Source organism: Pseudarthrobacter albicanus, from assembly GCF_018224015.1.
GTDB classification, from domain to species: domain Bacteria; phylum Actinomycetota; class Actinomycetes; order Actinomycetales; family Micrococcaceae; genus Arthrobacter; species Arthrobacter albicanus.
This window is the reverse complement of record NZ_JAGPOT010000227.1, coordinates 1-473: the sequence shown is the minus strand read 5'-3', so window position 1 is coordinate 473 and position 473 is coordinate 1. Positions and strand designations below refer to the sequence as shown.

The following is a 473-nucleotide window of genomic DNA, read 5'->3' as shown; positions in this document are numbered from 1 at the left end:
GCGCGGGCGATGCAGGGTTCGATTCCGTTGCGGACCTTGTAGAAGCCTTCCGCGGTGCGGACCGGCTGTCCGCCTTCGCGGAGGATGAATTCCTGGTCGCGCTCGTCGACGTCGGAGGTGATCAGGGTGGCTGCCTCGGCGTCGGTGCGGGCGATGATGACCGACGGGGTGCCGGCGACGTCGGCGGCCAGGCGGGCGGCGTTCAGCGTGCGGACGTGCTGCTGGCTGGGGATCAGGACCTTGCCGCCGAGGTGGCCGCACTTCTTCTCCGAGGCGAGCTGGTCCTCCCAGTGCACGCCCGAGGCGCCGGCCTGGATCATGGACTTCATCAGCTCGTAGGCGTTCAGCGGGCCGCCGAAGCCGGCCTCGGCGTCGGCGACGATCGGGACCATCCAGTCCTCGACGGTCTGGATGCCCTCGGAGAACTCGATCTGGTCGGCGCGGAGCAGGGCGTTGTTGATGCGGCGGACCAC

The 473-nt window shown here is 69.6% G+C and carries 1 protein-coding gene; it reads right to left on the bottom strand.

Translation table 11 applies throughout. The features are described 5' to 3' along the window. On the bottom strand, nt 1-473 hold a 473-nt coding region (locus J9611_RS21560; protein ID WP_211883375.1), incomplete at both ends, for an isocitrate lyase/phosphoenolpyruvate mutase family protein.